Raw genomic sequence first — 21,430 nt, forward strand, 5'->3', positions numbered from 1 at the left:
ATTAAAAGAAAGCTAGGAGGGAACCCGATGAATAAAGGGCGCGTTACGCAAATCATGGGTCCGGTTGTAGACGTTAAGTTTGATGGCGGAAAGCTACCAGAAATCTACAACGCCCTTACGGTAAAACAAAGCAACGAAAACGGAACAAGCATTAACTTAACATTTGAAGTTGCACTTCATTTAGGTGATGATACAGTTCGTACAGTTGCAATGTCTTCCACAGACGGACTTGTTCGTGGTACAGAAGTAGAAGATACTGGTAAAGCAATCTCTGTACCAGTTGGTGATGCAACACTTGGTCGCGTATTTAACGTATTAGGTGATGCAATTGACTTAGATGGTGAGGTTCCTGCCGACGTACGTCGTGATCCAATTCACCGTCAAGCACCTGCATTCGAAGAATTATCTACTAAAGTAGAAATTCTTGAAACTGGTATTAAAGTAGTAGACTTACTTGCTCCTTACATTAAGGGTGGTAAGATCGGTCTATTCGGTGGTGCCGGTGTAGGTAAAACTGTATTAATTCAGGAATTAATTAATAACATCGCACAAGAACACGGTGGTATCTCTGTATTCGCTGGTGTAGGTGAGCGTACTCGTGAGGGTAACGATTTATACCACGAAATGAGCGATTCTGGCGTAATTAAGAAAACTGCGATGGTATTCGGACAAATGAACGAGCCACCTGGAGCACGTCAACGTGTTGCATTAACAGGTTTAACAATGGCTGAACATTTCCGTGATGAGCAAGGACAAGACGTACTTCTGTTCATCGATAATATCTTCCGTTTCACGCAAGCAGGTTCTGAAGTATCTGCCCTTCTTGGTCGTATGCCATCTGCGGTAGGTTACCAACCAACACTTGCAACAGAAATGGGTCAATTACAAGAGCGTATTACATCTACAAATAAAGGATCTATCACGTCTATCCAAGCGGTATATGTACCAGCCGATGACTATACGGATCCAGCACCAGCTACAACGTTCGCTCACTTAGATGCAACAACAAACTTAGAGCGTCGTTTAACACAAATGGGTATTTACCCAGCCGTAGATCCATTAGCATCTACATCTCGTGCACTTTCTCCAGAAATCGTAGGAGAAGAGCATTATGAAGTAGCTCGTCAAGTACAGCAAACTTTACAGCGTTATAAAGAGCTTCAAGATATCATCGCTATCTTAGGTATGGATGAGTTATCTGAAGAAGATAAGTTAGTTGTACATCGTGCTCGTCGTATTCAATTCTTCTTATCTCAAAACTTCCACGTAGCTGAGCAGTTTACAGGTCAAAAAGGTTCTTACGTACCTGTAAAAAATACAGTTAGCGGATTTAAAGAAATTCTAGAAGGAAAATATGATGACCTTCCAGAAGATGCATTCCGTCTTGTAGGTGGCATTGAAGAAGTTATTGAAAACGCGAAGAAAATGATGGCGTAAGGCCTTAGGAGGGACGAATTATGAAGACATTTCCAGTCAGTATTGTAACTCCTGATGGACCGGTTTACGAAAAAGAAGTAGAAATGGTAAGCGTAAAAGCAGAGAGTGGAGAAATGGGGATCTTACCAGGTCACATTCCAACTGTTGCACCATTAAAAATTAGTGCAGTTCGTCTGAAACATGGTGGACACACTGATTATGTAGCAGTAAGCGGTGGCTTTATCGAAGTTCGTCCAGATAAAGTAACTGTATTATCATCATCTGCTGAAGAAGCAAACCATATCGATATCCATCGTGCAAATGAATCGAAGCGTCGCGCTGAGCAACGTATGCAAGATAAACAAGCACATGTTGACTTTAAACGTGCAGAAATGGCATTACAACGTGCTGTGAACCGTTTAAACGTTTCCGATATGAAATAAAAAATCCGTAAAGGCTTTGCCTTTACGGATTTTTTTGTGTAGTTCATGGATAATTTTACAAAAATGGTATAATTATATTGATGCTTGTATAAGTAGAGAATGTACAACAATTTATAAAGGGGATGAATAAATGATCGGTGAAATGAAACGAGAAGCGCTGCACTCTTTAAAAGGAAATTGGGGACTAGGTGTTGGATCAACGATTTTATATTTTATTTTAAGTTATGTTGTTTCAATGGCTGCAATGCTTATAATGTTAATTCCAGGAATTATTATATTTTTCTTAGTTGTTAGCTTAACTGGGTCAATTGAAGAGGAAACAATGTCAATCGGAGCAGGTATTACATTTGGTATTTTTTATTGTATCATAATAATTTTGAGTAATGCATCGTATGGAATTACATCATACGGTTATACAAATGTATTTTTACAGATTAGTAAACGAGAAGGTGCCAAAGTAGATCACTTATTCGAAGGATTTCGTGGCTTTAAAAGAATGATGAAAACGATGTGGGCAATGCTTGCGATTTTGTTATATACAGGTACATGGATTCCAATGCTGCTAGTAGCCTTGTTTGCATTTTTTGGTGAAGAAGGAAATACGTCGTTTGCTATCGCTTTCTTTGTACTATTAGCTATTTCAATTGTTGGTATGATTGTGATGTACTTTTCTTATGCGATGACGTACTACGTTATGATTGAAAATCCAGAATATAGTGTGTCAAAGGCAATGAAAGAAAGTAAGCGTCTTATGAAGGGGCACAAATTAGATTTATTTCTGTTGTGGCTGAGTTTTATAGGTTGGGCAATTTTAGCGATTCTTACACTCGGAATAGGTTTTCTTTGGCTTAGTCCGTATATGAGTACAACGACAGCGCATTTTTATCGCTATCTTTCAAAAGATGAATTGTAGTAGGAACATGCTATACTAATAGAGTTATTATGTATAGGAGGAAAAATATGATTAGTGATTTAAAAGGAGAAGCGCTAGATTCATTAGAAGGGAAATGGGGATTAGCTGTCGGGACAACATTACTGATTTCGATTCTTATTTCAGCTTTTAGTTTTAGTATTGATTTCATTTTCTCTCAGGTTTGGGATTGGAAAGAAGTAAATAGCTCACTGTCAGTAGATGTTATTTCAATATTGATGGTAGGTCCATTGACGTTAGGTGGCTATTATTTAGCACTGCATTTCATCCGTGAAAAAGAAGCAAGTATCGGGCATATATTCAGATGGTTTACAGAAGGAAGTAAGTTTATAAAGTCATTTTTATTATATATCGTAGTGAATATTTATATTTTCTTATGGTTTTTACTATTTATTATTCCAGGCATTATTAAATCATTTTCTTATGCGATGACGTACTTTATAATAAATGATCATCCTGAGTATTCCATAAATCAAGCTATTACAGAAAGCCGTCGTATGATGGATGGACATAAGATGGAGTATTTCATTTTATGTTTAAGCTTTATTGGTTGGTTTATATTAAGTTGTATTACACTCGGGATTGGATTCCTATGGTTAATTCCATATTTTTATACGACGTCAGCAGCTTTTTATGAAGAAATTGCAGAGGAATATTATGAGAAAACAATTCCGACACTATAAAGTGGGGCATCTCACGTTGATGACTAGTTTTACTATTCGCAAATAGCATGATAAAAACACCCAGTATGAGCTATTGGTTCATACTGGGTGTTTTTTGTAGAAATTTTATAAATTGATGACTCGTAAGTGGTTTACTGAAATAGTAGCCTTGCATATATTTGCAGTTGTTTTTTTGAAGAAATTTAAGTTGTTTTTCTGTTTCAATTCCTTCAGCAATGACAGAGAGATTTAACGTATTTGCAAGGGAAAGGATAGTGGAAACGATGGCTCTTTCCTCAGGTCGATGATCGGCTAGTTGTGTAAATTCCCTCGGTACTTTTAATGTATCGATAGGGAAAATGGATAAATAAGCGAGAGAAGAATAGCCGGTACCGAAGTCATCAATGGACGTTTGAATACCATATTCCTTTAATTGTTTTAGTCTTGATAATGTTTCTTTTTCATCAATCATTGCAATTCGTTCTGTTAACTCAAGTATTACATGCTTTGGATTGACTTTAATGTCTGTTATTATTTGTGAAATGTTCTTGATTAAATTTTCTTGCTGGAACTCTTTTGCGGATAAGTTCACACTTATTTTTAAATCTGTGTAGCCGAAAGTATGCCATATTGTTAACTGGCGACAAGATTCTTTTAATACCCAATGACCGAGTGGAACGACTTGTGGTGTCTCTTCTACAATTGGAATGAATTCACATGGCGGAATGTCACCAAGGAGGGGGTGTTTCCAGCGTATTAATGCTTCAGCCCCAATAATCTTTTTCGTCGTAATATCAATTTGTGGTTGATAGACGAGATAAAACTCTTCGTTTACTAAAGCGAGTGGTAAATCTTTTTCAATTCGAGCTTTTCGTTCCATTTTTTTATACAATTCTTTCGTGTACAGAGAGCTACCGTTTTTCCCTTGATTTTTTGCTTCGTACATAGCCATATCAGCATGCTGTAAAATGGACAATGGATCTGCACCTGCTTCAGGATATATCGCAATCCCGATGCTCGGTGAGATTTGTAAATGTTGATTTTCGATTTCGAATGGTTCGTTCATAGCTGCTACAATTGTATCAGCTATTTTTTTTACATCTGGCCTCTTTTTATAATTTTCGATAAGGATTGTGAACTCATCACCGGCTAGCCGGGCCAGCTTCATATTTGGTGTCGATAGTCTTTCGAGTCTTTTTGCTACTGCAATTAATAGAAGGTCTCCTACCCTATGACCGAGGGTATCATTAATAACTTTAAAGCGGTCTAAATCGAGAAACATAACAGCGAAAGGCTTTTTTGATATTTCGGATCGAGCAATCGCTTGTTCTACATATTGATGAAATGCACGGCGATTTGCAAGCTCTGTTAACGTATCATGATAGGCTAGAAAATTAATTTGTTCTTGTTGTTGTTTGCTTTCTGTAATATCTTTAATCATTAAATAAACCCCAGAAATATGATCCTTTAAAAAGATAGGAACAGCTGTAACATGCAAGTAGTAAATATCTCTATTTTTATGATATGCCCGTATTTCTAAAGAAATAGATTTCCCCTTTTTTACCCGATGAAAGGCATTAATGATTTCTTCCAAATCTTCTTCATACGTAAGTGAATAGTATGGTTGTTTTAACAATTCATTCGTTTGATAACCGAGTAAGGTAGTACCGGCGTTGTTCACATTGAGGAAATTACCGTACAAATCTAAAGTGAAGATTGGATCTGGATGGTGCTCGTATAAAGATTTAAACATTTGTTGGTTATGGTAAAGTTCATTTTTTTGTTCTACTAAATCTTCTGTACGTAGTTCAATTTGTTTTTCGAGTTCTAAGTTGAATTGCATTTGAGCTAGTAATAATATTTTATTTTGTTTTCGAACTAAACTATGGCGTATGAGAACGAAGGAGAAAGTTATCATAAGCCCTATTACTACAATAGGTGCAAAAACGTATTCAACTAATATAAAAACAATAAGCATGACTACAGAAATATAAGGTAATGACAATCTGATCGATTCCCCAAGTTTAGGTGTTAATAGTACTTGCTCTTGTCTTTCAGGTTCTTTTGTATGCAGAATACAGGCGATTGCTACTAGTACTAAAGTTGCTTGATAGAGAGGAGTAATTGTAAACATAGAATACTCGGGTGTGAAGTATTTGATATAAGCATAAATTGCATCTGTAGTAGCATATAAAAGTAAGGCACCGCCAAGAATTGCGCCGACTTTTTTTGATAATAACGATAATGGCTTGAATAACAAATTGATTCCTATTAAAAGAAAAAGTAAATCAGCCATTGGATAGGCAAGTTGAACAAATATGTCGACATAGGATGTTGAAGAAACGTAAATGGTTCGTTCAATAAGTAAGTAGTAACTTAAAGTAAATTGGGCTGTAACGATGATACAAATATCACATATCATAAAGAGCTTTTCTAATAAATCACGGTTATAAATGATTTCATATAGAAAGGCGACTGCAAAGTTAATTAAAAAAAGTAGGTAAAAAAAATCGGACGGATCAACGAACGTATAGTAGTCCTTTAAAATTAAACGTTGATAGGCAACGACAATATCACCAATGAAATAAGAGAGGGTTCCAAAAGATAAAATGGTCCAAAATAAACGAGGTAACCCTTCCTTCCTATTTGAAAAATAAAGTATATAACTACAAGCGATAATATCAATGAATAAGGTACTCATTCCAATTAAAATTTGAAAAGGAAATGAGTATTCATATAGAAAAGGCATTGCCACGTAATGAATTGCTACAGACAACAATATAATGCTTATAAGAATACTTACATGTGTTTGTTTTTTCATTTATCTCACCCACGATATATACATATGAATTCCTCGTCCTCTTTTTATTTTTTTATTGCTTCTTAAAAAATATATATAATTTCTATACTTATTTTGCACAGGTATAGCGAGTTATAAAAATAGATTTTAATAATTCTCGTTTCTTCCTCCAACATATCGACATAGGAATTTGAAGTTTGCTATAATGATTAAAATAGTTGCATTATTTAGAAAAATTTAAAAATAATAATTACTGCAACTAGGACATATTGTTTACTAAGTGAACTTGTTCTTAATTCAGGGGGGAGGGTTTCACAATGGCAAGTGTATATGAAAATAGTTATATGATCGTTTTGATTTTCTTGCTATTAGGCATATTGCTGCCGGTAGTGGCTCTTACATTAGGAAGGATGCTGCGTCCAAACAAACCAAGTGCAGCGAAAGCGACGACGTATGAGAGTGGGATTGAGCCTTTTCATGATGCAAATATTCGGTTTCATGCTCGTTATTATATTTTTGCTTTATTGTTTGTCATCTTTGATGTAGAAACTTTATTTTTATATCCATGGGCTGTTGCATATGACAAGCTCGGTTTATTTGCACTGATTGAAATGCTCATCTTTGTTGTAATGTTGCTAGTTGGATTAGCGTATGCTTGGAAAAAGAAGGTGTTACAATGGTTATAAATTTTGAGGAATTACATCCAAATGAACGAGCGGAATTAGAACGAAATATCTTTTTTTCTACATTGGAGCAATTGAAAGGATGGGCACGGAGCAATTCTTTATGGCCGATGACATTCGGACTGGCATGCTGTGCAATTGAAATGATGGGAGTAGGTTCATCACATTACGATTTAGATCGATTTGGGTCATTTTTTCGGACTTCACCAAGGCAATCGGACGTTATGATTGTGTCGGGAACGGTAACGAAGAAGATGGCTCCTATTGTTCGGCGTTTATACGATCAAATGCCTGAGCCAAAATGGGTTATTGCAATGGGATCTTGTGCGACAGCAGGTGGTCCATATGTAAATTCATACGCTGTTGTGAAAGGTGTAGATCAAATTGTGCCAGTTGATGTGTATATTCCTGGCTGCCCACCAAATCCTGCCGCTTTAATTTATGGAATTAATAAATTGAAAGAAAAAATTCGTTACGAGGCAAAGACAGGAAAGCAGGTGACGAATAAATGAGTGATCCAAGCAAAGAATTAGAGGATTTGAAAAGAGAAGCAGCTAAGCGTGCGAAAGAAGAGGCGAGAAAGCGTCTCGTTGCGAAACATGATGCAGAAATAAGTGAACTTGAGGAAGAAGATCAGGAAAAAGAGAAAGCGCTACCAAAAAATAATGAAATGACTGTGGAAGAAGCAAAACGACGCGCAGCTGCGGCCGCAAAAGAGAAAGCAGCGGCATTAGCGAGGCAAAAAAGAGAAGGAACAGAAGAGATAACGGAAGAAGGAAAGGCCAAAGCGAAAGCGAAGGCAGCCGCAGCGGCGAAAGCAAAAGCGGCAGCGTTAGCGAAGCAAAAAAGAGAGGGAGCAGAAGGGGTAACGGAAGAAGAAAAGGCGAAAGCGAAGGCGAAGGCAGCCGCAGCGGCGAAAGCAAAAGCGGCAGCGTTAGCGAAGCAAAAAAGAGAAGGAACAGAAGAGATAACGGAAGAAGAAAAGGCCAAAGCGAAAGCGAAGGCAGCCGCAGCGGCGAAAGCAAAAGCAGCGGCATTAGCGAGGCAAAAAAGAGAAGGAACAGAGAAGATAACGGAAGAAGAAAAGGCCAAAGCGAAGGCGAAGGCCGTGGCGGCAGCAAAGGCAGCGGCGTTAGCGAAGCAGAAGGTCTCGCAAGGTGATGGGGATTTAGGCGATGAAAAGGTGAAGGCAATTGCAGCGGCGAAGGCAAAAGCGGCTGCAGCTGCAAGAGCGAAGAAAAAGGACGTTGAAGGTAAGAAGGAAGAGGAGCCGAAGCCGGAAGAGCCATCTGTGAATCAATCTTATTTAAATCAGTATGTTGAAGTTATTAAGGGAAAAGTAGGAGAGGATACATTAGTAGATTCCTACATTAATAAACTTTCAAAAGATGTGCCAACTCTTGTGGTAGAGACTTCCAAATATTATGAAGTAATGGAGTTACTGAGATTCCATGAGGGACTTGCATTTGATTATATGTCAGAGCTACATGCGACGGATTTTGTGACACATATGGAAGTGTATGTTCATTTATTTTCATATGGAAAGAAACAGTCAGTAGCGGTAAAGGTGAAGCTGGATAGGGAAGCGCCTCAAGTAGAATCGGTGACAGCGCTTTGGAAAGGAGCGGACTGGCCAGAGCGGGAAGCATATGATTTGCTCGGCATTGTATTTAAGGGGCATCCGAATTTATCACGCATTTTAATGCCAGATGATTGGATAGGTCACCCGCTTAGAAAAGATTATGAACCGTATGATGTGGAGGTGTAGCTAATGATACGTACGGAAGAAATGCTTTTGAATGTAGGGCCTCAGCATCCGAGTACGCATGGTGTGTTCAGGCTTGTTATTAAAATTGACGGGGAAATTATTAAAGAAGCTACACCGGTTATTGGATATTTGCATCGCGGAACCGAAAAGATTGCAGAGAGCTTACAGTATACGCAAATTATTCCTTATACAGATCGGATGGACTATTTATCGGCCATGACGAATAATTACGTCATTTGCCATGCTGTAGAGACGATGATGGGGCTTGAAATCCCGGAGCGGGCCGAATACTTGCGAGTTCTTGCAATGGAGCTTGGAAGGATTGCGAGCCACCTCGTTTGGTGGGGGACGAATCTTCTTGATATAGGAGCAGTTAGCCCGTTTTTGTACGCGTTTCGTGAGCGCGAGATGATTATAAATTTATTAAACGAATTATGCGGTGCGCGGCTTACTTTTAACTATATGAGAGTCGGCGGTGTGAAATGGGATGCACCGGATGGTTGGATTGAAAAAGTGGAAGAATTTGTTCCGTATATGAGAGAACAATTGGCAGGTTATCATGATCTCGTTAGTGGCAATGAGATTTTCTTAAATCGTGTAAAAGGCGTTGGTATATATAGCGCGGAAGAAGCGATTTCGTATTCTTTAAGCGGAGCGAATTTGCGGTGTACCGGCGTAAACTGGGATCTTCGCAAGGATGAACCGTACTCCATTTATGATCGTTTTGATTTCGATATTCCTGTTGGGGGTGTGGGAGATGCTTGGGATCGTTATGTTTGCCGCATGCAAGAGATTGAGGAGTCATTAAAAATTGTTGAGCAAGCTGTCCAGCAGTTCCCGAAAGACGGAGCTGTGCTAGCGAAAGTGCCGAAAATCATTAAGGCGCCTAAAGGGGAAGCGTTCGTCCGTATAGAATCGCCGCGAGGAGAGATTGGTTGCTATATTGCTAGTGATGGAAAGAAAGAGCCGTACCGCTTGAAGTTTCGCAGGCCGTCTTTTTACAATTTGCAAATTTTACCGAAGTTATTGAAAGGTGAAAACATCGCCAATTTAATTACGATTTTAGGTGGAGTTGATATTGTACTTGGGGAGGTTGATGGCTAATGATTGAAACGCTCTTACAATCACCTTCAAGCTGGACGAATTTCTTCATTTTTTTCGGGTTAGCGGTGCTTCTATTATTTGCAGTCCTAGGCTTCGTTACATATGGTATTTTGGCAGAACGGAAAGTGATGGGTTTTATGCAAGGGCGGATTGGCCCAAACCAAGTTGGGGGCCGGTTCGGTTTACTGCAAACGGTAGCTGATGTTTTAAAACTATTGCTGAAAGAAGATAGTATTCCGAAAGCGGCAGATAAACCGTTGTTTATATTAGCGCCTGTCATTGCATTCGCACCGGCATTTATGGTGCTTGCAGTTATCCCGTTTACTGATAAATTTCAGTTCGCGGATATTGGCGTAGGCTTACTGTATTACATTGCTGTTTCTGGTATTACGACGATTGGTGTCGTAACCGGAGGATGGGCATCAAATAATAAATATTCCCTTTTAGGAGGGATGCGTGCGGCGGCGCAAATGATTTCTTATGAAATTCCGCTCGTAATGAGTGTAATTGGCGTCGTTTTGTTAGCTGGTAGCCTGAATTTAAATGAAATTGTAGCGGGGCAGGAGAATGTTTGGTACATTTTCGTGCAGCCAATCGGTTTTGTCGTTTTCTTAATCGCAGCGGTAGCGGAGTTAAATAGGACACCGTTCGATTTACCAGAAGCAGAGTCGGAACTTGTTTCTGGATATCATACGGAATACTCAGGATTTCGCTGGGCGTTTTTCATGCTTTCAGAGTACGTATATTTCTTCGGAATGGCATCTTTAATTACAGTGCTCTTTTTAGGTGGATGGAATCCAGTTATGTTCCTTGGATTTATTCCAGGAGCTGTATGGTTTGCTTTGAAATTTAGCAGTGTAGTCTTTCTATTAATCTGGTTCCGCGTTACGTTTCCGCGTATAAGAGGGGACCAGTTAATGGAGTTTGGCTGGAAAGTATTATTGCCAATTGCACTTGCAAATATTTTCTTAACGGCATTGATTAAGGAGTTATTCTTCTAATCTATGAGGGGGGTGCCAGTAAGAGATGAAAGGACTATTTAAAGGATTAAAATATACATTAAGCAATTTGAGTAAGAAGAAGGTGACTTATGATTATCCGAATCAACCGTTGCCGTTGCCAGACCGCTTTCGAGGTATTCAAAAATTTTATCCGGAAAAGTGTATTGTTTGTAACCAGTGCTCCAACATTTGTCCGACAGACTGTATTCAGTTAACGGGGAAAAAACATCCGGATCCTACGAAAAAAGGGAAAATTATCGACACGTATGATATTAATTTTGAAATTTGTATTCTTTGTGATTTATGTACAGAAGTTTGTCCGACAGAGGCGATTGTTATGACAAATAACTTTGAGCTCGCGGAATATTCACGTGATGATTTATTTAAAAATTTGCAGTGGCTTGACGAAAACGACGAAAACGTCAGGAAGGAGAATAAAGCATGAATGGCGAGTTTGTAGCATTCTTTATCCTATCCTTGTCTGCAATTATCGGCGGTATTCTTATGTTGAACTTAACGAAAGTCATGCATATGATGCTAGCTCTCGTTCTGACATTCCTCAGCATTGCAGGTTTGTACTTTCTTTTATCGGCCGAATTTATCGGAGTTGCACAAATTTTACTTTACTCTGGTGCGATCACAATTATTATGATTTTTGGCATTATGTTAACGCAACATAACGCAGAAAATGAATCGCGTCTTACTCTTCGAAAATGGATTATCTTCTTTGCGGTTGTAGCATTTGGGGCAGTTATGTATTTCGCTGTTAACAATATTGATTTTGCAAATGAAAGCACACAAGGAAGTTTACCTCTCCATGAAAAAAACACACTTCAAATCGGTACACTTCTCTATTCAGAATATATTATTCCGTTTGAGTTAACATCAGTTATTTTACTTGTAGCACTTGTTGGCGCGATTATTCTTGCGAAGAAGGATGAGAAAGAGGAGGATTCCAATGAGTAGCGTTCCTGCTTCTGCATATTTAACACTTGCGATTATTTTGTTTTGCATCGGTTTGTTTGGAGCTTTAACGAAGCGAAATACAGTGATTGTATTAGTTTGTATTGAATTAATGCTGAACGCAGCTAATTTAAATTTAGTAGCGTTTAGTAAATTAGGTTTGTTTCCAAATTTAACAGGGCAAATTTTCTCTCTGTTTACGATGGCTGTAGCGGCAGCGGAGGCGGCGGTAGGACTCGCTATTTTAATTGCTTTGTATCGTAATCGTACGACAGTTCATGTAGATGAAATGGATACGCTCAAAGGATAGCATTGTGACCGAAAAGGGGGAAGGAAACAATGATCGATTATGTATGGCTCATACCGCTTTTCCCGCTTGTTTCGTTTTTGTTATTACTTATATTCGGGAAGAAAATTAGAGAAGGAAGCAGTGTACTTAGTATTTTCTTCATCTTTCTCTCCTTTATATGTGCGGTACTTGTATTAATAGAAAGATTTTCGACAGTACCAGTGAAGCATAGGTGGGTATGGCTTAGAATTGGAGATATTGATATATCGTTTGGCTTTGAAGTGACAGCATTAGGGGCTTTAATGTTGTTTATCGTTACACTTGTGAGTTTACTTGTACATGTGTATTCGAAAGGTTATATGAAAGGTGAGGAAAGATTACCAACCTTTTATGCTTATTTAGGGTTCTTTACATTTGCGATGCTCGGGCTCGTTATATCACCGAATTTATTACAGCTTTATATATTTTGGGAGTTAGTAGGCCTTGGTTCATTTTTACTCATCGGTTTTTATTTCTTTAAAGAAGAAGCGAAAGCTGCTGCGAAGAAGGCTTTTATTATGACTCGTATTGGAGATGTCGGTTTATTTATTGGGATGATCTTAATTTTCTGGCATGCAGGTAGTTTTGAATATGATGCAATTTTTAGAGCGATTCATACTGGGGATCTGACGCCTACGATGATTACAGTAACAGCGATATTAATTTTTATCGGTGCAATGGGGAAATCAGGTCAGTTCCCGCTTCATACGTGGTTACCAGATGCAATGGAAGGGCCGACGCCTGTTTCGGCACTTATTCATGCAGCGACAATGGTCGCAGCTGGCGTATATTTAGTGGCGACGATGTTTCCTCTATTTTCAGCAAGTGCGGTGGCGATGCAGACGGTGGCAATCGTTGGAGCCTTCACTGCAATATTTGCGGCTTCCATCGGTCTTGTACAAACGGATATAAAGAGAGTGCTCGCTTATTCTACAGTTAGCCAGCTCGGGTATATGATGCTCGCGCTAGGATCTGCTGGTTATGTAGCTGGTGTTTTCCATTTAACGACACATGCCTTTTTTAAAGCGCTACTATTTTTGGCGGCAGGAAGTGTCATTCATGCAGTGCATACGCAAAACATTAATAAAATGGGCGGCTTACAGAAGAAGATGAAAGTAACGGGTGCACTATTTTTAATCGGTACGCTTGCAATTAGTGGTGTGCCACTCCTTTCGGGTTTCTTTAGTAAAGATGAAATTCTAGCGGCGACTTGGATGAACGGCAATTACGTTTTATTCATATTAGCAGTAACTGCAGCATTCCTAACAGCATTCTACATGTTCCGGTTATACTTCCTTGTCTTCACTGGGGAAGCGAAGACGAAGGAAGGTGTGCATGAATCGCCCCGCATTATGACGTATCCGATGATTGTCCTTGGCGTTCTTGCAGTAGTGGCTGGTTATATAAATACACCATGGTTTGGGACATTTCTCGGGGATTGGCTTACGAAAGATGTGGCATTTAAAGCGAGAGAGGTACATGGACCGGTTTGGATTATGATTGTTGCGACGCTCGTTTCATTTGCAGGGATTGCTCTCGCATACTTCATATATGGCAAGAAATCTATTTCTAGAGATTGGGCTGGGGGTGAGGAAGCACCTCACTATAACCTTTTGAAAGAAAAATATTATGTGGATGAACTATACAATATGACGGTGCTTCCTATTACGAAAGGAATCGCTCATGTGCTTCGCTTGTTTGAGGTGTATGTAGTTGAAGGAATTGCCGTTTTAATAGGGAGTCTAGTTAAAGGGATAAGCGTACTTGGGTCTAGACTTCAAAACGGAAATGTACAAGTGTACGGGACTGTAACAGCTGTTTCACTTGCGATACTTGTCATTATTTTGCTCTATACGGGAGGGGATTTACGATGAATGATTTGTTATTAACGTTCTTCATTTTTTCCCCGCTTTTAGGAATTCTCTTACTTGCATTAACACCGAAAAAAGAATCGCGTACAGTGCGAGCGCTCGGTTTATTTGGAACGGCGCTTCCATTTGGAATCGCTATCGTCCTCGCATGTACATATGCTTCTGGAAAGAGTTTGTCGCTATTTGATGAAAAAGTGAAATGGATTAAATTTGGGGATTTTGCAGCGGTGGATAAAAGATGGTTCTCAATTTATTATGAGCTTGGTATTGATGGTTTATCGCTCGTTATGATGGTGTTGACGGCCCTTCTAGCGATGCTTGCAGCAATTGCAGCATTTACTATTAAAAGAAATTTGAAAGCATTGTATATGCTGTTACTCATGTTAGAAATAGGGATGCTCGGCGTCTTTGCTGCTCAAAATTTAATGTTGTTCTTTATCTTCTTTGAAATTACGTTGCCGCCAATGTTTTTATTAATTGGAAAGTGGGGGAAATTGTCGAGTGAAAAGGCTGCTTATAGTTATTTAATATATAACGGTATTGGCTCCGCTATTTTGCTCATCGCTTTCTCGGTTTTATTCGCAAAAACAGGCACGACAAATATTACAGAGCTTAAAGAAATATTAACGAGTGTAGGTGCTGAGGGAGGAATGGCTGTCTCAAGTAGCTTACAGTTCGGTTTGTTTCTTGCCATAATGATTGCTTTTGCGATTAAACTACCCGTCTTCCCGCTGCATCGCTGGATGGTGAATGTGCATATTGAAGCACATCCTGCTGTAGTTATGCTTCATGCGGGCGTTTTACTGAAGATTGGGGCATACGGTATGATTCGCTTCGGAAAAGGTTTATTCCCAGAATACTTTCAGGATTTTGCAACGCTAATTGCGATTTTAGGAGTTATTAATTTATTGTACGGAGCCTTTTTAGCACTCATCCAAACGGACTTTCGGAAGGTGCTCGCTTACTCTAGTATTTCGCATATGGGCATTGTATTAATGGGCCTTGCGGCGTTAAATGCACCAGGTATACAGGGGGCACTATTCCAAGTTGTGTCGCACGGCTTAATTGCAGCCTTACTTTTCTTCTTACTTGGGGTTATAGAACAGCGATTTGGAACGTCGGATATTACAGCGCTTGGCGGACTCGCAAAAAGTGTACCAGTACTTAGCGGATTTTTCTTAGCGGGAGGAATGGCATCGCTTGGATTGCCGGGCATGTCTGGATTTGTTAGCGAGTTTCTTGCCTTTCTCGGTTTATTCCAAAGAGAGCCAGTCATTGCTGCGGCCGGAGCACTTGGCATCATTTTAACCGCTGTATACGTATTAAGAGCAACACTGCAAGTAACATTTGGTAAGAAAGAGTGGGAAGCGAAAGCTGATATACACGGATGGGAGTATGTCCCTATATTGCTGCTTATCTTCTGCATTATTGCAATTGGAGTCATGCCAGAAATACTAGGGGATCCGCTTCAAAATACATTGAAAACATTGGGGGTGAAGTAGGATGGATATGAATACGTTACTTAGCCTATCATGGCATCTCATGGTGCCAGAATTCATTATTCTCGGGGTTGCCATCCTTCTTTCCATATGTGATTTGTTTTTTAAGCTGAACCATAGATACGTAGCGCTTAGCGCAATCGCAGCCATCGTATTAGCAATCGTCTCATTAATTACGCTATACGGTGAACCAGCGGGAGATATTTTAAACGGATCGTTTGTGTTAGATGGGTTTTCAAAAGGGTTTAAAACGTTGTTATTAGGCGGAGCTGCTCTCATCTTATGCACCGCAATGAGTGATGATAAGAAGAATCCAATTGAAGATAAGGGAGAATATTATTACTTATTTTTAATGGCACTTCTTGGGGCTATGTTTATGGCTTCTAGCGTTGAGTTCATTACACTTTTCATCGGCTTAGAATTGCTTTCACTTTCTTCCTACATTTTAGTAGGAATACGAAAAAAGAACCGTGCATCAAATGAGGCGGCAATGAAATATGTCATTAATGGAGGAATTGGAACGGCAATTACCCTCTTTGGAATGAGTTATTTGTACGGTATTACAGGATCAACTAATATCGTGGATATGCAAAAAGTATTCGCAGGGGAACTTGCTGGTGGTATTCAGTTATTGCTAGCTCTCGCATTTCTACTACTGCTTGTTGGGCTTTCGTTTAAAATTGCGACAGTGCCGTTTCATATGTGGGCACCAGATGTGTATGAAGGGGCGGCTACACCTGTAACTGCTTTTCTTGGAACGATTTCTAAAATTGCAGGGTTCCTACTCATTACTCGCCTGTTCCTCATGGTTTTTGCAACTGTATCGGTGCAAGGAGACATGCAATCTTTATACGGACGTATGAGCGTATACATTGCCGTGCTAGCGAGTATTACGATGATTATCGGAAACGTAGTCGCATTAAAGCAATATAACGTAAAACGCCTATTTGCCTATTCGGGAATTGCGCATGCGGGGTATTTACTCGTTCCGCTTGTAGCATTATCACCATTTACGATGGATAGCATGTGGTTTTACATGCTTGCGTATATGCTGATGAATATAGGAGCATTTGCAATTATCCACGGCTTAATCTTACAAAGCGACAAAGAAAACATTACCATTTTCACCGGATTATATAAAAGGTCGCCATTTACAGCCATCGTGATGACCATTTTTATTTTATCGCTGGCCGGGATACCAGGAACGGCTGGTTTCATCGGGAAAATTAACATCTTCTTAGGTGCCCTTCATGTAGAGCCAGCTCATTACGTACTAGCCTCGATTATGATGGGGACGACAGTCATTTCATTCGTATATTATTTCCGTATTTTACAGCAAATGTTTTTCCGAACGGGAGAAGCAGAAGAGAAAGTTCATTTGCCACTCAATATAAAGGTTGTGATGAGCCTTTGCGCAATTTCGATTGTAATACTAGGGATTATACCGATGATTGGATACAATTTCTTTTATGAATATTTTCCATTAATGAAAGATTTCTTCTTCCTAGGGAACGTGGTACAATAGTGAAAATAAAAGGTGTGGAGTCGTTACTCTGCGCTTTTTATTTTGTGTGAATTACAATTGAAAATGCATATAAGTATACGTTTTTTAAGAGAAAATTACGATGTGAAATGTAAGATGCTTATTTGTATTTGAAAAAGTGTGGCTCCTACTTATTATGGTATCGTTTTTATAGTATTTCATAAGTAGTAGCTAGGTAAAAAAGGGGTCGATTTTTTGGCACATCTTTTAGGGCAACAAGCACTGATTGCCATTGTTTCGCATTTATTGTTTATTACCATTACATGGTGGGCCTTACAAGGCATTCATATTGAGCGTTTAATGAAGCCTGGAAAGGTAATGCAGACGCGAGTATTACTCGTCCTAATTACAATTGCACTTGGGACATCTGTAAGTAACTTTTTCCTTGATTATTTAGGCTATTCAAAGAGTTTAACGTATTTAGTAAAGTAAGTGTATAGAACCTCATATCTCCGTTAACAATGGGGATAGGAGGGGATGAAATTGAAGCTTAAAGCCATTCTTATTGTTGCCTTGAGTGTTGTTTTATTTTTGGTTGGATATAGAGAGATGAAACCGACAAGTGATGAACAGAAAATGGAGAGCATGATCGCATCCTTAGAGAAAAATGATGCTAAAGTAGAGAAGTGGTCATGGTTAGCTAGAGAAACAAAAACAATTTCTAATATACATACGTTTCAAAAATTGTTAAACGATGTGAAGGACAAGGCGAATATTCAAAAATGGGAATTAGAGCAATCTCCAGATGGATATAAAGCTACATCCTATAAAAAGTTTTCTTCTTATGAAGAACGAGTAGTAGTAACTTGGAGTAAGGAAAATACTAAAGAAAACACTTTCATTATTTTTGAAGTGAGCGGGGCGAAATGGGACCCGAAGTACATTCGGAAAACAAATAAAATTTTTAGTGAAAAACCTATAATTTACACTTGTGTTCAAGGTGTACTGAATGATAAGATTGAAGGTGTTTTGCAAAATAAAACCAATCAGGTTTTGAAAGATCTTTCAGCAAGAGCGATCGAACAGATAGAAGAAAGAGCATTTGTGTCAGTCTCCGCATACAATAAAAAGTGGGATGACGCTCTTTCAACAAATAGAGAGAAAATAAATGTGCAAATAGCAATACGTTCTACAGACAACAAAGATACAATTGTGGTTGGCACACCGATCATAACTTCTGAGTATTGAGTGAATAGATACTGAAAAAAGGACACGGAGGGGAATAATTTGGAAAAGATCATCGTCCGTGGCGGAAAGCGGTTAAACGGCACAGTGCGTGTTGAGGGCGCAAAAAATGCTGTATTACCTATAATCGCTGCAGCCCTATTAGCGAGTGATGGAAAGAATGTACTATCTGAAGTACCAGTTTTGTCTGATGTATACACAATTAATGAGGTATTACGTCATTTAAATGCTGAAGTCGTATTTGAAAATAACCAAGTAACAATCGATGCTTCTAAAGAACTAAACATCGAAGCACCATTTGAATATGTACGTAAAATGCGTGCATCTGTGCAAGTAATGGGACCATTATTAGCACGTAATGGTCGTGCTCGTATTGCACTTCCTGGTGGATGTGCAATTGGTTCACGTCCAATTGATCAACATTTAAAAGGCTTCGAAGCAATGGGAGCAAAAGTACAGGTTGGTAATGGTTTTGTTGAGGCATACGTTGAGGGAGAACTAAAAGGAGCTAAAATTTATTTAGACTTCCCAAGCGTGGGCGCGACAGAAAACATTATGTCTGCAGCTACATTAGCAAAAGGGACAACAATCCTTGAAAACGCAGCGAAAGAACCAGAAATCGTTGACTTAGCTAACTTCTTAAATGCGATGGGAGCGAAAGTACGCGGAGCTGGAACTGGAACGATTCGTATCGAAGGCGTTGATAAATTATATGGTGCAAACCACTCTATTATTCCTGACCGTATTGAGGCGGGAACATTCATGGTTGCAGCGGCAATTACTGGTGGAGACATCTTAATTGAAAATGCTGTGCCTGAACATTTACGCTCAATTACAGCGAAAATGGAAGAAATGGGTGTTAAAATTATTGAGGAAAACGAAGGTGTACGTGTTATCGGCCCAGATAAGTTAAAAGCGGTTGATATTAAAACTATGCCTCATCCAGGTTTCCCAACAGACATGCAATCACAAATGATGGCATTATTACTACAAGCTGATGGAACAAGTATGATTACAGAAACGGTATTCGAAAACCGCTTTATGCACGTTGAAGAATTCCGTCGTATGAATGCTGATATTAAAATCGAAGGTCGTTCTGTTATTATGAACGGTCCAAACAGCTTACAAGGTGCTGAAGTAGGCGCAACTGACTTACGTGCTGCAGCTGCATTAATCTTAGCTGGTTTAGTATCAGAAGGTTACACTCGTGTAACTGAGTTAAAGCATCTTGACCGTGGTTATGTAGATTTCCATAAGAAATTAGCTGCATTAGGTGCAACTATTGAACGTGTAAACGAAAAAGTAGAAGAAGTGAAAGAACAAGAAGTTTCTGATCTTCACGCTTAATTGAAATAGTCTCTATGTCTTTTGACGTAGGGGCTATTTTTTTGGGCTTATTACTGTTATAGTCAATAAATTCTATACTTATGCACGTACCAGTAAAAATATTTAGAAAATTTCAGTTTTACCCTGCTATTTGTGATCACGGGAACTTCGTCGCATTAAAATTTCACTTTATACCGATACCTCCAAGTATGTTCTAAAAAATTCCATAGTTCCATAAGATTGAAAGGAAGCCAACTTTATATTGGGGGAAATAAGATGAAATTTTCAAAGCCACTTTTTATTACAGTAGCGCTTCTCATAGCGCTCGTTATCATTGTACCTGCTGCTCTTGTTATTCCATTTGCGAAAGCAAAAGTAGGAGAAGAAGCAGCTTCTAAAACTCCTCCAGCGATAGAAAGTATACCAGCTCCAGGGAAAGTGGATACAGCGGTTCAAGTTGCTGTATATCGTGAGAAACAAAAAAAGGTAGAGTCATTACCTATGGAGGAGTATGTGACCGGTGTAGTAGCTTCTGAGATGAATGCCAGTTTTGAAATAGAGGCGCTAAAGGCGCAGGCATTAGCAGCGAGAACATTTGTGGTACAGCGTATGCTAAGCGGAGGTAAGAAAAACAATGCGGACGTGACAGATACGGTGAAAGATCAAGTGTACAAAAGTAAAGAAGAATTGAAGAAACAATGGGGCAATAACTACGAAAATAATTTGAAGAAAATCGAGGAAGCTGTTTCGAAAACCGCAGGACAAGTTTTAACGTATGATGGAAAACCAATCTCAGCATCCTTCTTCTCAACGAGTAATGGACGGACAGAAAATGCGGCTGATTATTGGGGAAATGATTATCCGTACTTAAAGAGCGTAGATAGTCCGTGGGATCAAGCTTCTCCAAAATTTACGAGCGAGCAAACCTTTACAGTCGCTGACTTTCAAAAGCGTCTCGGTGTGAAAGTGCTAGCAGACGGGAAGGTTGGAAATATTAAAAATCTTACGGAAGGAAAGCGAGTAAAAGACGTAGCATTTCAAGGGAAAACATTAACAGGAAAAGAAGTTCGTGAAAAGTTAGATTTGCGCTCCTCTGATTTCACGTGGAAACAAGAGGGAGATAAAATCGTCGTTACAACGAAAGGCTTCGGTCACGGAGTCGGCATGAGCCAATACGGAGCGAACGGCATGGCGGCAGAAGGTAAGAAATATACAGATATCGTCGCTCATTACTACAAAGGCGTTGAAATAAAGACGATGAACGATTATGAAGGAAAGTTAATGGTGAAGAAGTAAGGTGCAGAATAAACCGTCCCAATAGGTATGTTGGGACGGTTTTCTTTTGTTAGTAGATAGGTTATCCTTGTCGAAGTGTTGATATATATAAATCGTCAATGCTCAGCGATGGCATAACTCTGTTTAAGGGGCCCATGGATCGCTGGGAGCTATTATAAGGATGAGCGTACAGAAAAATCAATGAAAGATGGTTGGATCCATACAGGAGACATTGTCACGATTGATTCGGAAGGGTTTATTAAGATTGCTGATCGGATGAAAGACTCAATTAAAAGTGGAGGCAAATGGATTTCTTCCGCAAATTTAGAAAATGCCTTAATGTCGCACGATAAAGTGTTAGAAGCACCTGTTGTAGCGGTACCGCATGAAAAATGGCAAGAACGTTCCGTTCTTGCGTTGTATTAAAAGAGGGACAAGTGGTAGAAAGAGAAGAGCTGTATGATTTATTAGAAGCAGAGTTTCCGAAATGGTGGATGCCAGACGATATTTTATTTGTAAACGAAATTCCGAAAAAATCTGTAGGGAAATTTTTAAAGAGAGCACTGCGTGATCAGCTCAAGACGTATATGGTAGAGAAAAACTAGAGAAGAAGGCTATCCATTCATTTGGAT

At 39.1% G+C, this 21,430-nt stretch carries 20 protein-coding genes and 1 pseudogene; 20 read left to right on the forward strand and 1 reads right to left on the reverse strand.

Annotation, left to right across the window (positions count from 1 at the left end):
• Positions 1 to 27: 27 nt before the first annotated feature.
• The 4 genes from atpD (at position 28) to KI369_RS11245 (ending at position 3,473) form a co-directional block, all read left to right on the forward strand.
• The gene (atpD, locus tag KI369_RS11230) at positions 28 to 1,437 is read left to right on the forward strand and encodes a F0F1 ATP synthase subunit beta (RefSeq protein ID WP_001032603.1); all 1,410 of its coding nucleotides are present in this window, start codon (positions 28 to 30) and stop codon (positions 1,435 to 1,437) included.
• Between the two features lie 20 nt (positions 1,438 to 1,457).
• On the forward strand, positions 1,458 to 1,859 hold the full coding sequence (gene atpC / locus KI369_RS11235; protein WP_212955996.1) for a F0F1 ATP synthase subunit epsilon: 402 nt from the start codon (positions 1,458 to 1,460) through the stop codon (positions 1,857 to 1,859).
• Between the two features lie 130 nt (positions 1,860 to 1,989).
• Positions 1,990 to 2,772 (forward strand): DUF975 family protein, encoded by a 783-nt coding sequence (locus tag KI369_RS11240; protein WP_212955997.1) that lies wholly within the window; start codon positions 1,990 to 1,992, stop codon positions 2,770 to 2,772.
• Positions 2,773 to 2,819: 47 nt separating this feature from the next.
• Entirely contained in the window at positions 2,820 to 3,473 is a 654-nt protein-coding gene (locus tag KI369_RS11245) for a DUF975 family protein (protein ID WP_212955998.1), read from the forward strand.
• 70 nt (positions 3,474 to 3,543) lie between these two features.
• Here the strand turns inward: KI369_RS11245 and KI369_RS11250 are convergent, their stop codons facing one another.
• The gene (locus KI369_RS11250) at positions 3,544 to 6,273 is read right to left on the reverse strand and encodes a putative bifunctional diguanylate cyclase/phosphodiesterase (protein WP_212955999.1); all 2,730 of its coding nucleotides are present in this window, start codon (positions 6,271 to 6,273) and stop codon (positions 3,544 to 3,546) included.
• Between the two features lie 296 nt (positions 6,274 to 6,569).
• Between KI369_RS11250 and nuoA the strand changes: the two genes are divergently transcribed.
• The 16 genes and pseudogenes from nuoA to KI369_RS11330 form a co-directional block, all read left to right on the forward strand.
• Complete coding sequence (gene nuoA, locus KI369_RS11255; RefSeq protein WP_000179273.1) at positions 6,570 to 6,938, forward strand: NADH-quinone oxidoreductase subunit NuoA; 369 nt, start codon at positions 6,570 to 6,572, stop codon at positions 6,936 to 6,938.
• Entirely contained in the window at positions 6,929 to 7,447 is a 519-nt protein-coding gene (nuoB, locus tag KI369_RS11260; protein ID WP_000236331.1) for an NADH-quinone oxidoreductase subunit NuoB, read from the forward strand. The genes nuoA and nuoB overlap by 10 nt, the downstream gene beginning before the upstream one ends.
• Positions 7,444 to 8,703, forward strand: coding sequence for an NADH-quinone oxidoreductase subunit C (locus KI369_RS11265; RefSeq protein ID WP_212956000.1), 1,260 nt, complete (start codon positions 7,444 to 7,446; stop codon positions 8,701 to 8,703). Before nuoB ends, KI369_RS11265 begins: the two co-directional genes overlap by 4 nt.
• A 3-nt stretch (positions 8,704 to 8,706) precedes the next feature.
• Positions 8,707 to 9,807 carry an NADH-quinone oxidoreductase subunit D gene (gene nuoD, locus KI369_RS11270; protein WP_212956001.1) on the forward strand — a complete coding sequence of 367 codons (1,101 nt, stop codon included), beginning with the start codon at positions 8,707 to 8,709 and terminating at the stop codon, positions 9,805 to 9,807.
• Positions 9,807 to 10,808, forward strand: a complete 1,002-nt coding sequence (nuoH, locus tag KI369_RS11275) for an NADH-quinone oxidoreductase subunit NuoH (RefSeq protein ID WP_212956002.1) — start codon at positions 9,807 to 9,809, stop codon at positions 10,806 to 10,808. Before nuoD ends, nuoH begins: the two co-directional genes overlap by 1 nt.
• A 25-nt stretch (positions 10,809 to 10,833) precedes the next feature.
• The gene (gene nuoI / locus KI369_RS11280) at positions 10,834 to 11,253 is read left to right on the forward strand and encodes an NADH-quinone oxidoreductase subunit NuoI (RefSeq protein WP_000677191.1); all 420 of its coding nucleotides are present in this window, start codon (positions 10,834 to 10,836) and stop codon (positions 11,251 to 11,253) included.
• Positions 11,250 to 11,774, forward strand: coding sequence for an NADH-quinone oxidoreductase subunit J (locus tag KI369_RS11285; protein ID WP_001012808.1), 525 nt, complete (start codon positions 11,250 to 11,252; stop codon positions 11,772 to 11,774). The genes nuoI and KI369_RS11285 overlap by 4 nt, the downstream gene beginning before the upstream one ends.
• Positions 11,767 to 12,081 carry an NADH-quinone oxidoreductase subunit NuoK gene (nuoK, locus tag KI369_RS11290; RefSeq protein ID WP_000100078.1) on the forward strand — a complete coding sequence of 105 codons (315 nt, stop codon included), beginning with the start codon at positions 11,767 to 11,769 and terminating at the stop codon, positions 12,079 to 12,081. The genes KI369_RS11285 and nuoK overlap by 8 nt, the downstream gene beginning before the upstream one ends.
• Positions 12,082 to 12,110: 29 nt before the next feature.
• Entirely contained in the window at positions 12,111 to 13,973 is a 1,863-nt protein-coding gene (gene nuoL, locus KI369_RS11295; protein ID WP_212956003.1) for an NADH-quinone oxidoreductase subunit L, read from the forward strand.
• Positions 13,970 to 15,472, forward strand: coding sequence for an NADH-quinone oxidoreductase subunit M (locus KI369_RS11300; RefSeq protein ID WP_212956004.1), 1,503 nt, complete (start codon positions 13,970 to 13,972; stop codon positions 15,470 to 15,472). The genes nuoL and KI369_RS11300 overlap by 4 nt, the downstream gene beginning before the upstream one ends.
• A gap of 7 nt (positions 15,473 to 15,479) precedes the next feature.
• Positions 15,480 to 16,994, forward strand: coding sequence for an NADH-quinone oxidoreductase subunit NuoN (gene nuoN, locus KI369_RS11305; protein WP_368858619.1), 1,515 nt, complete (start codon positions 15,480 to 15,482; stop codon positions 16,992 to 16,994).
• 213 nt (positions 16,995 to 17,207) lie between these two features.
• Complete coding sequence (locus KI369_RS11310) at positions 17,208 to 17,444, forward strand: DUF1146 family protein (RefSeq protein ID WP_212956006.1); 237 nt, start codon at positions 17,208 to 17,210, stop codon at positions 17,442 to 17,444.
• 51 nt (positions 17,445 to 17,495) lie between these two features.
• On the forward strand, positions 17,496 to 18,200 hold the full coding sequence (locus KI369_RS11315; RefSeq protein WP_438800500.1) for a YwmB family TATA-box binding protein: 705 nt from the start codon (positions 17,496 to 17,498) through the stop codon (positions 18,198 to 18,200).
• A 39-nt stretch (positions 18,201 to 18,239) separates the two neighbouring features.
• A complete protein-coding gene (gene murA / locus KI369_RS11320) occupies positions 18,240 to 19,544 on the forward strand; it encodes a UDP-N-acetylglucosamine 1-carboxyvinyltransferase (RefSeq protein WP_000411264.1) in 1,305 nt (434 codons plus the stop codon).
• A gap of 255 nt (positions 19,545 to 19,799) precedes the next feature.
• Positions 19,800 to 20,819 carry a stage II sporulation protein D gene (gene spoIID / locus KI369_RS11325; RefSeq protein ID WP_212956008.1) on the forward strand — a complete coding sequence of 340 codons (1,020 nt, stop codon included), beginning with the start codon at positions 19,800 to 19,802 and terminating at the stop codon, positions 20,817 to 20,819.
• 117 nt (positions 20,820 to 20,936) lie between these two features.
• Positions 20,937 to 21,403 (forward strand): annotated as a pseudogene (locus KI369_RS11330) (AMP-binding enzyme); the annotation flags it as partial.
• Positions 21,404 to 21,430 lie beyond the last annotated feature (27 nt).

Origin of the sequence: Bacillus sanguinis (assembly GCF_018332475.1) — a bacterium.
Lineage (GTDB): Bacteria > Bacillota > Bacilli > Bacillales > Bacillaceae_G > Bacillus_A > Bacillus_A sanguinis.

Coding starts and splice junctions, on each gene's coding strand:
- atpD (WP_001032603.1), top strand. CDS start 28: ATGAATAAAGGGCGCGTTACGCAAATCATGGGTCCGGTTGTAGACGTT.
- atpC (WP_212955996.1), top strand. CDS start 1,458: ATGAAGACATTTCCAGTCAGTATTGTAACTCCTGATGGACCGGTTTAC.
- KI369_RS11240 (WP_212955997.1), top strand. CDS start 1,990: ATGATCGGTGAAATGAAACGAGAAGCGCTGCACTCTTTAAAAGGAAAT.
- KI369_RS11245 (WP_212955998.1), top strand. CDS start 2,820: ATGATTAGTGATTTAAAAGGAGAAGCGCTAGATTCATTAGAAGGGAAA.
- KI369_RS11250 (WP_212955999.1), bottom strand. CDS start 6,273: ATGAAAAAACAAACACATGTAAGTATTCTTATAAGCATTATATTGTTG.
- nuoA (WP_000179273.1), top strand. CDS start 6,570: ATGGCAAGTGTATATGAAAATAGTTATATGATCGTTTTGATTTTCTTG.
- nuoB (WP_000236331.1), top strand. CDS start 6,929: ATGGTTATAAATTTTGAGGAATTACATCCAAATGAACGAGCGGAATTA.
- KI369_RS11265 (WP_212956000.1), top strand. CDS start 7,444: ATGAGTGATCCAAGCAAAGAATTAGAGGATTTGAAAAGAGAAGCAGCT.
- nuoD (WP_212956001.1), top strand. CDS start 8,707: ATGATACGTACGGAAGAAATGCTTTTGAATGTAGGGCCTCAGCATCCG.
- nuoH (WP_212956002.1), top strand. CDS start 9,807: ATGATTGAAACGCTCTTACAATCACCTTCAAGCTGGACGAATTTCTTC.
- nuoI (WP_000677191.1), top strand. CDS start 10,834: ATGAAAGGACTATTTAAAGGATTAAAATATACATTAAGCAATTTGAGT.
- KI369_RS11285 (WP_001012808.1), top strand. CDS start 11,250: ATGAATGGCGAGTTTGTAGCATTCTTTATCCTATCCTTGTCTGCAATT.
- nuoK (WP_000100078.1), top strand. CDS start 11,767: ATGAGTAGCGTTCCTGCTTCTGCATATTTAACACTTGCGATTATTTTG.
- nuoL (WP_212956003.1), top strand. CDS start 12,111: ATGATCGATTATGTATGGCTCATACCGCTTTTCCCGCTTGTTTCGTTT.
- KI369_RS11300 (WP_212956004.1), top strand. CDS start 13,970: ATGAATGATTTGTTATTAACGTTCTTCATTTTTTCCCCGCTTTTAGGA.
- nuoN (WP_368858619.1), top strand. CDS start 15,480: ATGAATACGTTACTTAGCCTATCATGGCATCTCATGGTGCCAGAATTC.
- spoIID (WP_212956008.1), top strand. CDS start 19,800: ATGAAATTTTCAAAGCCACTTTTTATTACAGTAGCGCTTCTCATAGCG.